At 62.7% G+C, this 8,976-nt stretch carries 9 protein-coding genes; 1 reads left to right on the forward strand and 8 read right to left on the reverse strand.

Features of this window, described 5'->3' with window-relative positions; genetic code table 11:
- Positions 1-316, forward strand: a 316-nt coding sequence (locus B7G66_RS18515; protein WP_206778211.1) for a hypothetical protein, incomplete at its 5' end; no start/stop codon positions are given.
- Here the strand turns inward: B7G66_RS18515 and B7G66_RS16375 are convergent.
- The 8 genes from B7G66_RS16375 to B7G66_RS18520 form a co-directional block, all read right to left on the reverse strand.
- A complete protein-coding gene (locus tag B7G66_RS16375; RefSeq protein ID WP_003622072.1) occupies positions 285-947 on the reverse strand; it encodes a PqiC family protein in 663 nt (220 codons plus the stop codon). The genes B7G66_RS18515 and B7G66_RS16375 overlap by 32 nt on opposite strands.
- Positions 944-1,900 (reverse strand): MlaD family protein, encoded by a 957-nt coding sequence (locus tag B7G66_RS16380; RefSeq protein ID WP_003622074.1) that lies wholly within the window; start codon positions 1,898-1,900, stop codon positions 944-946. The genes B7G66_RS16375 and B7G66_RS16380 overlap by 4 nt, the downstream gene beginning before the upstream one ends.
- A gap of 5 nt (positions 1,901-1,905) precedes the next feature.
- The gene (locus B7G66_RS16385; protein ID WP_040512927.1) at positions 1,906-2,667 is read right to left on the reverse strand and encodes an ABC transporter ATP-binding protein; all 762 of its coding nucleotides are present in this window, start codon (positions 2,665-2,667) and stop codon (positions 1,906-1,908) included.
- Between the two features lie 91 nt (positions 2,668-2,758).
- A complete protein-coding gene (locus tag B7G66_RS16390) occupies positions 2,759-3,895 on the reverse strand; it encodes an ABC transporter permease (RefSeq protein WP_080545543.1) in 1,137 nt (378 codons plus the stop codon).
- A gap of 269 nt (positions 3,896-4,164) precedes the next feature.
- Positions 4,165-5,217 (reverse strand): hypothetical protein, encoded by a 1,053-nt coding sequence (locus B7G66_RS16395; RefSeq protein ID WP_141312733.1) that lies wholly within the window; start codon positions 5,215-5,217, stop codon positions 4,165-4,167.
- 119 nt (positions 5,218-5,336) lie between these two features.
- The gene (locus B7G66_RS16400) at positions 5,337-6,077 is read right to left on the reverse strand and encodes a 2OG-Fe dioxygenase family protein (RefSeq protein ID WP_003622081.1); all 741 of its coding nucleotides are present in this window, start codon (positions 6,075-6,077) and stop codon (positions 5,337-5,339) included.
- Positions 6,074-8,623, reverse strand: coding sequence for a mechanosensitive ion channel family protein (locus B7G66_RS16405; protein ID WP_003622085.1), 2,550 nt, complete (start codon positions 8,621-8,623; stop codon positions 6,074-6,076). Before B7G66_RS16405 ends, B7G66_RS16400 begins: the two co-directional genes overlap by 4 nt.
- A 168-nt stretch (positions 8,624-8,791) precedes the next feature.
- On the reverse strand, positions 8,792-8,976 hold a 185-nt coding region (locus tag B7G66_RS18520; protein WP_206778212.1), incomplete at its 5' end, for a hypothetical protein.

Below are 8,976 nucleotides of genomic sequence, written 5' to 3' on the forward strand. Positions count from 1 at the left end.
TTATGATTTCAGGATGTTATTGAGACTTACTTTTCAAACAGTCTCTAACAACCCACGGGATTATAGTGTTCCAGGCAAAGATTTTTTGGAAACGTCACACGGGCAGTACTGTGTGGGAAAAGCATCGCCCGGGACTTTTACCTTTTCCAGAAGGCGATTTGAAAGCAACCCATTGGGAAGAAATGGCACATGTTTCGGGACGTTGTCTTTAATCTGGGATAATTTCGCCCAAAACCATTATTATTTCAATGGGTTGCCGGGTATTTCCTTTGAAACAGTCCCCATCAATGATGAGTATGGGACACCGGCGTCGTGACCTGCGGCCAGCTTGCCGCGATCCTGTCACTGAGCTGGTTCAGCAGCGATTCCGTAATTTCGGCCACGTGGTTATTGGTGGTGGTGCCGCCTGCGACCTCGATATGCGTGCGGTTGCGCGTGATGGGCTGGTGCAGGTCCTGCGGGATGATGGCCCAGTCCGCATTCAGCGCGGCGGCCCCGTTACGGCTGACATCAAGGCGGCTGATATTGATCGCCAGACGCCATGATGCGGGCGTCGGCTGTGGCTGGTCGGTTACGAAACGTTCGGGCCATTTCTGCGCCAGCCGCGCTGTGACCAGGTCCGTCACCCCCACCGACAGGCGGCTTGCCCAACGGCCAAGCGGGCTGCGTTCGATTTCATGGCCGTCACGCACCAGAATGTCCTGCCCGTCAAGATAGTCGGGGATACGTGCCTGTTGCACCTGAATGACAGGGGTGGTGTCGGTCACGGCAGAGACGCTGCCGCTTGGCGAGGTCGCGCCGGTCGCGATGGCGGATGCGCCCAGCGTATAGAACTTCACCGGGGCGGAGGAGCACGCCGCAAGCAGCGAGGCCGAAATGACCAGCCCGCCCATGGCGCGGCATGTGGCCATATGGCGGGAAAGGAAAACAGGCAGGCACGAGATCATTGGCTGCGTCCCATCAGCAGGAGTTGCGGGTTACTTTCAACTTCGTTGGCGAACCCGCGCAACCCATAGGCGGCGGCGGTCACGTCACGTGTCATATCGGCAAGATGGACCTGATCGGGGGATTGGGGCGATGTCAACTGCTGCACCCCCACCATGGTCTCGTGCGCCTGCGTCAGCGTCAGTCGCGCCTGTGCGATCAACTGGCGCAGTTCCTCGCGCCGGGCGTCCATCTCGCGGCCACCGGTGGCCATCATCCGGTCCATGTCCGTCAGGGTGACGGCCGCGCGCGCCTGAGCATCGGCAAGGGCCGTGCGGATGCTGACCACCGCGACATGGCTGTGTGCCGATGTCTGGCGGATGCTGTCGATCATTGGCGGCACGTCGCGGTGCAGGTCGGTGGCAAGCTGCCGGATGCTTGCCACCGTCGTACGGATGTCATGCTGGAGCTTTTCCATCGTCGGCGCGCCCAGCTCCCCCTTGAGCTGTTGCAAGGTGGTCTGGCCCACCGGGATTTCAGGCAGGGAGGCGGGAATGTCCTGATGCAGCCGCGCGGGCGTGTTGGGGGAGAAGTCGAGGTCGATTTCCGACTGTCCCGTCACGAAACTGTGCAGCACCATGTCCGCGCGCATGCCATCGGCCACCAGCGTGGGAATGTCGGGCAGGTCCGCGCCACCGGGCACCTGCCGGGGGGAAAACCCGATCTTTACGAAGGTATAAGTACGTTTGATCTGCGGTTTGACGGTGATTTCGATATTTTGCACCGCCCCGACGGGGATGCCGCGGAAATTGACCGGGGAGCCGACATCAAGTCCCGCCGTCGAATCCTCGAACACCACCACAGCTTCACGCATGGGATGAAGAAACGGGATATCCCCGCGCGCCAGCAGGCTTATCCCCCCGACAAAGGCCGCGCCAAGCACCAGTGCGCCAATGACTGTCTGTCTGGCGGGCATGGCCCCTATTTGTCCCCGTGGCTGGAGGAATCGGTACGTTCACGGTGCATGAAGGCATGGACCATCGGATTGTCGCAATGATCGCGCATCCATGTCGGCGAACCGTGGGCGATGGCCGTCTTGGATTCGGGGTCGAGGAAGATGCCGTCATCCGCGATCGCAAACAGGCTGGACAGTTCATGGCTGACCAGCACGATCGTGGCCCCCAGCCCGTCACGCAGGTTGAGGATCAGTTCATCCAGCCGGGCGGAGGTGATCGGGTCCAGCCCGGCAGAGGGTTCATCAAAGAACAGGATATCAGGATCAAGCGACATGGCGCGCGCCAGGCCCGCGCGCTTTTTCATCCCGCCACTGAGTTCGGAGGGGAACTGGTCAATGGCATGCAGCATCCCCACCAGCCCGAGCTTGAGCTCGACAAGCTGTCGGATCACATGGGGTCTGAGCGAGGTGAACATCTGCATCGGCAGCGCCACATTCTGCCCCACCGTCATCGAACTCCACAACGCGCCGCTTTGGAACAGGACGCCAAAGCGGCGGCCGATGCGCACCCTGTCCTCATCCGTGCCGGCCCAGTAATTGTCCGTGCCGACCAGATATTCCCCCTGCGTGGGACGCAGCAGGCCGATCATGCTCTTGAGCAGCGTGCTCTTGCCACAGCCAGAGCCGCCCATGACGGCGAAAATGCTGCCGCGCTTCACGTCAAAGGAAATGTCGTGCTGGATCACCTTTGGCCCGAACGCCAGCGTGACGCCACGCACCGACATCATCGCCTGCGCGCTGTCGGCGTCGTGGGCTGCGGCAGGGTGGGATGTACCGGGGCGGGATGTATCGGGGTGGGATGTGTCTGCATTCATCGGGTCAGATATCCAGCACGTTGGCGATGACGGCGAATATGGCGTCGATGGCGATCACGCCCACGATGCCCACGACCACCGCGCGCGTCGCGGCGATGCCCACGTCGGCGGCGCTGCGTCCGGCCTTCAGGCCGATACGGCAGCTTGTCAGGCCGATGAACCCGCCGAATACGATACTTTTGATAAAACCGAACACGAACTGCGACAGGGCGACGGCATAAAGCGTCTCGTGAAAATAGCCCAACGGCGTGACGTTCAGCATGATGTACGACACGAAAAATCCGCCGAACATGCCAATCAGGCAGCCATACAGGTAAAGCAGCGGCATCGTCAGTATGAGCGCAAGCACGGATGGCAGGATAAGGTAGCTTGCGACCGGGATGCCGAACACCGTCAGGGCGTCGATTTCCTCGTTCCCCTGCATGGTTGAAATCCGCGCGGCATAGGCACCGCCGGTGCGCCCGGCCATGATGATCGCGGTCATGACGGCGGACATTTCGCGCACCATCGCGATTCCAACCAGACTTGCGACATAGATGTCGGCCGCGAATTTATGCAACTGCACCGCGCCGACAAAGGCAAGGATCGCGCCGACAAGGAAATTGACCACGCCCACGATCACCAGCGCCGTCGGTCCCGCCGCGCGCACGTCCGACATCAGGTCGATCGTGCGCATCATGCCCTTGCCCAGCAGCGCGGCAAGCCCACCTTTCGCCGTGGCGACGCCCATTTCACTGACGCAGCCGATTTCATTGAGGGTATCGAGCGTGAATTGCCCCACCGCCGTGACGGGCGCGAAATGGTGGGGCGGCGGCGCATGCGCGTCGGGCGGGATTTCCGGCAGGAGATCGAGCAGTTTGCGCGCGGAATCCGGCAGGGTCTCGGCGCTGACGCTCAGATCGGCCTGCCGCGCATCACGCTTGAGTTCCCACAGGAAGCTGATGAGCGATGTGTCCCACCGCCCCAGCCCGTCGGTGGAAAATTCCAGCGGCTTGCCCTTTGTCGCGGGGGCAAGGCCATTATTGGGAAAGTCGGGTGTGGTGCCGGTCTGCGCGATCCATTCGCCGGACAATGTGATCAGGGTCCGGTTCGCCTCGGCCTGCAGATGCCATTGCGGCGCACCATTGACGGACGTGTTCACCAGCCTCTCCAACCTCAGGGCCGTGCCTGCCACGGCAATGGGCAGGACACGCAGGGAACGCCGCGCGTACAACGGACCGGCGCTGTCATGCGCCGGGTGCCGCGTCCCATGGCGGGGGCGGCACGGCGCACCGGGCGCATGTTCGCGGGGGCGTTCCTTTCCCATACCAGATGACCGGCCATGCACAAGGCCTGCTGCCGCGACGGAATGGTGAGCACAGCGCATGGCTTGTGCATTTCAGGCGGGAGCATATTGGGCAATGCCCGTATTCAGGGCACGGACCATCCGTTGCGCAAAAGGACATGCGCGTCTGTTCCCCCATCTCCTCCCCCCGCGATATGCCCAAGGTCGCCCATTATCCGCTGCGCCACCGACAGCCGGTAATGCAGGGGGTCCCAGAAACTGTCACGATCATCGACGATCGGGCCGGGGATATCGAAATCCACCACCAGCGTGTCGGCCATGTCCGCCGCCATGGCGGTGACGGCCCGGCGGCAGGCCAGCGCACGCATCCTGCTGCGGCTGCCTGGCGGGCCATGCAGGAAGGCGGAGGCGGGGGGAAACCACAAAAGCCGGCGTGTCCCCATCGGCAGGCCCGACAGCATGGTGCGCAACAGCGGCAGGCTGTCGGGTGCGACATGCTCCGCACCGGCGGGTGCGGGCGTGGGGTCGGGCGGTGTCCATGCGGCGAATGCACGATCCACGCGGGCGCGGTCATATCGTGCATCGGGCGGGACGAAGCTGGTATAGCCGTCAGAGCCAAAACGCTGCGCCTTGACCCCCACCAGCCACAGGAACTGGTTCGCCGCTTCCTGCAGGGCATACAGGTTGGCCATGTGCAGGTATCCCGCCCATGGCGACCCGCCATACATCCATTCCGGCCATGGGCGGTTGGGGCCGGTCAGGTTGCCTGGCCGGTTGCGGCACCATGCGGCGTCGATGTCGATCATGACCACGCGCGGGGCAGGGTGGTGGCGCATGAATAATGACAGCAGCCGCGCCTGTTCCCATGCGCTTGCGCTGTTCATGCCAAGTTGCAGGAAATGCGCACCCAACGCATGGTCCAGCACGGCTGGCTGCATCAGGCGGCTGGTGGAGGTGCCGAGCATGACGGAATCGAAACCCGTCCCACGGGCCAGTGCGGGCATACTGAAGCGGGTATTGGTGCTGATGGGGATGCGCGGCAGGCGCGGTGACAGCGGCAGCATGTCCCACGGGTCCACCGTGACGATGAAACCATAAAGCAGCCCACCCGCCACCAGCACCGTGACCAGCAATAAGCGGGCGAAGCGGCGCCATGTCCCGGCGGCGCCGTCCGTCATCGCCCCGTCCGTCATCACCCCGCTGGTTCTTGCCGCTGTCGCGTCCCTTTGCGGCGTTCTGGCGTCCGTTGTGCTTGCCAACCCGGTCGCCGCATCGTCCGGGCGGCGGGGTGGGGAGATCATTGGTGGCGGAAGGTGACGACCAGTACGTCGCGATAGGCCGGGCGGGACGGGTCGATCGGGCGGACCGCCGTTACCCCGTGATAGACACGGTTGTCATCGACAATCGCGGCGTCAAGCGGCTGGTCCAGCATGAATGTGCCGACCTGGCGGCGTTGCAGGTCATGGATGGTGGTTTCCCCCGACATGACATTTTCACGCCGCACCATCAGCACCAGCACCCAGTCCACGCCGTCGCGATGCAGGCCCTCGGGCGTGGGGTGGCCGGGTTGTTCGGGCAGGGCCTCGATGCGGAACTGGTGGATTTCCGCGTGCCAGCCTTCCGGCCTGCGTTCGGTCGGTGTCAGGTCGGTCATGATGCGGTACATCAGGCGCAGGATCGCCTGCATCGCCGGATGGTCGCCGATATCAGGCTCCACCGCGCGGAACCAGCGTTCGATCCCGCCATTGAGTTCGTTGTAATCGCGGCTCTGGTAATGGGGCTGGTGTTTCTTGCGTCGCATGCCGTCCGCCCCCACCGCGAACGTGGCATGGCGGCGACGGCGGTAACGCCCGCCATCGGCCATGTAACGGTCCAGCCCCAGCCGGTTCCAGCTTGCGGCAAAATCCTCCCATTCCCGCAGGCCATACTGCACAAGTTCCGCATGCATCCGTTCCGCCCCGACAAAGGCGAACCCCTGCGTGCGCAGGGGGGCCTCCATGGCGGCCAGTGTCGGGTCCGGATCGGGGGGGATGGTCATTCGTGCGCCTTTGGACTCTGGCCCGCCGCAGGGGCGTCGTCGTTGGGGGATGGGGGGGCATCATGCGCCACATCCGCCGCCGGTGTCACCTGCGCGACATTGGGGGGAAACACCATGTGCATGCTGCCGCTGCCATTGATGTCCAGCCCATCTGTCCCCGGCACGTTACGCAGCATGCTGACGCTGGTGGGGATCGGGAACTTCACCGCTTCCTTGACCATACGCGTGGTCAGGCGGCGATAATATTCACGATACACCTTCCACTTCGATCCCGGCGTCGTGCGGACCGAACCCAGGAATTTCGCCCCGTTGCCATCCGCCTGCTCCACACCAAGGAAGGAGAAGTCGGACTTGATCAGTGGCGCGAACTTCGGGTCCTTGCGCATCAGCGCCAGTTCGTCATGCAGGATTGCGGCGACACGGGTGGGGTCCTCGCTCAGGTCCAGCATGAAGTCCACCACGACAAGGTTATAATCGCGCGAGGTGTTCGCGATCGACGTGACCGAGGAGAACGGGATGATATGCAGGTCGCCATTGACCGAACGCAGCCGCAGCGTGCGGATCGACAGATGTTCGACCGTGCCCGACACAGACCCCGCCGTGACCCAGTCGCCCACCTGCATCGCATTTTCCACCAGCATGAAGAAGCCGGTGATGAAGTCCTTGACCAGGCTCTGCGCGCCAAAGGCCACGGCGGCACCCATGATCCCCGCACCCGTCAGCAGGGGGGCGACGTTGATGCCAATCTGCGACAGGGTGGTGACGGTGACGATGACGATGATGAATGTCAGCAGCACCGTGCGGATGATCGGCAGGACCGTGCGCAGGCGGCTGGCGCGTGAGGCCTGTTCAGATGTTTCAAAGCGGTTGATCTGGTTCTGCAGCGCCGCGTTCGCGGCCTCCCACACCACGATGGCCACGGTATAGGCCACCATCACCGTCAGGATCGCGCCGATGATCTTCGTTCCCAGCGTACCATGCAGGAAGAAGGCGAAGGCCGGCAGCCCCCACGATTGCAGCAGGCAGATGATGGTCAGGAAGCTGAGCAGGAACAAAAGGGCCCGCCGTGCATAGGGATAGTAATAATCCATGCGCGCCTGAAGGCCGGGATAGCGCTCTTCCGTCAGGGGCGAGATCTGGAACAGCTTGTTCTGCAGGCCGAAGGCAAGGATCGCGAACAGGCGCGCAAGCAGGATGACCACGATCGTCAGCGACAGCGTGCGCAGGATCCAGGTATAGCCGCCACGCACCTGCGTCGCCCAGACCAGCCACAGCGCGAAGTCAAAGAACATCGCCAGGATCCACCAGAAATGGACCATCCGGCCGACAAAGACCCAGAATGGTTTGTCCTGGAAACGCGCGGGCGGCTGCAGGGCCTCGGCCACATGTCTGCGGATGCGCCAGATGAAGACCGCAACAAGGATATGTTCAATCAGGACGACGGCGCGGATGATTGCCTCTGTCCCGCGTGCCGGCATGTCGAACACCCCGCCCAGCGTGGACAGGCAGATCACCAGAGATGGCGCGGCGACAAGGAAGTTCCACCACCGCGTGACCATGCGCGCGGTGCCATCGCTTGCGGTACACAGGCGGATGGTGGGCGAACGTGGCACGAACACCATTTCCAGCAGCAGGTACAGCGCGCGCGCGATGACATAGGCATTCGTCAGCGTCAGCGTCACCATCTCCGCCTGGTGGGTGGAGGTCAGCAGCGCCGACCCGCCATAGGCCAGCCCAAGGAACAGCGCCACCGGCAGCAGCTTGATCAGCAGGTGCAGGATGGAAAACGGGATGCGCGCGATGATGCGCAGCGTCTCGTGCTGTTGTTTGTCATCCTGTTGCCGGGCCTGTTCGGTCGCGCGTTCGTCCGCGGTTTCCTTGGTCCCGTCGGCCGACAGGGTGGCGGTGGCCTGCACGTCCTGCTGTTCATCCGCCGCGCGGACACGCTGGTTCAGGCGTGTTTCCATCGCCACGGCGCGCGCCGTCACCGCCGCCAGTGGCTTACGCAGCAACAGGGAGAACCCATGTTCCGCCAGCATGGCGAACAGGACGATCAGCGTCGCGCGGCCGGTCGAATCAATCAGGATCTGGCGCGATTCCGCATTGCTCAGCGTCGAATGCACCCAGTGCCCGACAAAGGCGAGATCCTTGAACAATGCCATGAAGTTCTGTGTCTGGCGCAGGGCCACATCACGCGCATGCGACAGTTCATCAAGGAATTCGCTGCTGATGCTGTCAGGTTCAAGCGACACGTCCGAAGACGTGGCCTTGGCCGGGGCGGCTGCCTTGGCCGGGGTTGCCGGGGCGGGTAATCCCTTGGAGATCGCTTCCAGCGTCTTGGTGAATTCGGCGCGCTTTTGCGGGTCATTCATGACCGACAGCACCTGCTGCGCCTGTTGTGACGTCATCTGCCCCTGTGGGGCGGTATCGGCGCGGGCACCGTGCAGGGATGCAAACAGTGCCAGAAAGGAAAAGAACAGCGCAAGGCATGCCCCTGCCCTGAAACGGTGCGGGGATCGGGAAACGGTCATGGAAACGGCGGGCATGCCTCTGGTCACCTCCTGTATCGCGCCGTCCACGTGTGCATCACGGGGGGCGGGGACGGTCTCAAGGATTACGGCCCGTAGGAGTCGGGCCGAAAAATCGCGGGATTTCAAAGTATAAAGGACTATAACGAAAACAGGGTAGAACAGTTGCCGTCCGCGACGCTGTTTTCATGATTTGTCACTGTCATGCGCCCAAAATCCACGGACCTTGTGGCGGAAGGGCAATGCCGGTGCGGGGCTGCTGGCCCCCCCCGTCCGGAAGCCTTGAGAGACTGTTTGAAAAGTCAGGATCAATAACATCCTGAAATCATAAATGTTTTTGGTGAAGCTTTTTCTAAAAAGCTTCAGAAGAC

Origin of the sequence: Novacetimonas hansenii JCM 7643 (assembly GCF_000964405.1) — a bacterium.
GTDB lineage: Bacteria > Pseudomonadota > Alphaproteobacteria > Acetobacterales > Acetobacteraceae > Novacetimonas > Novacetimonas hansenii.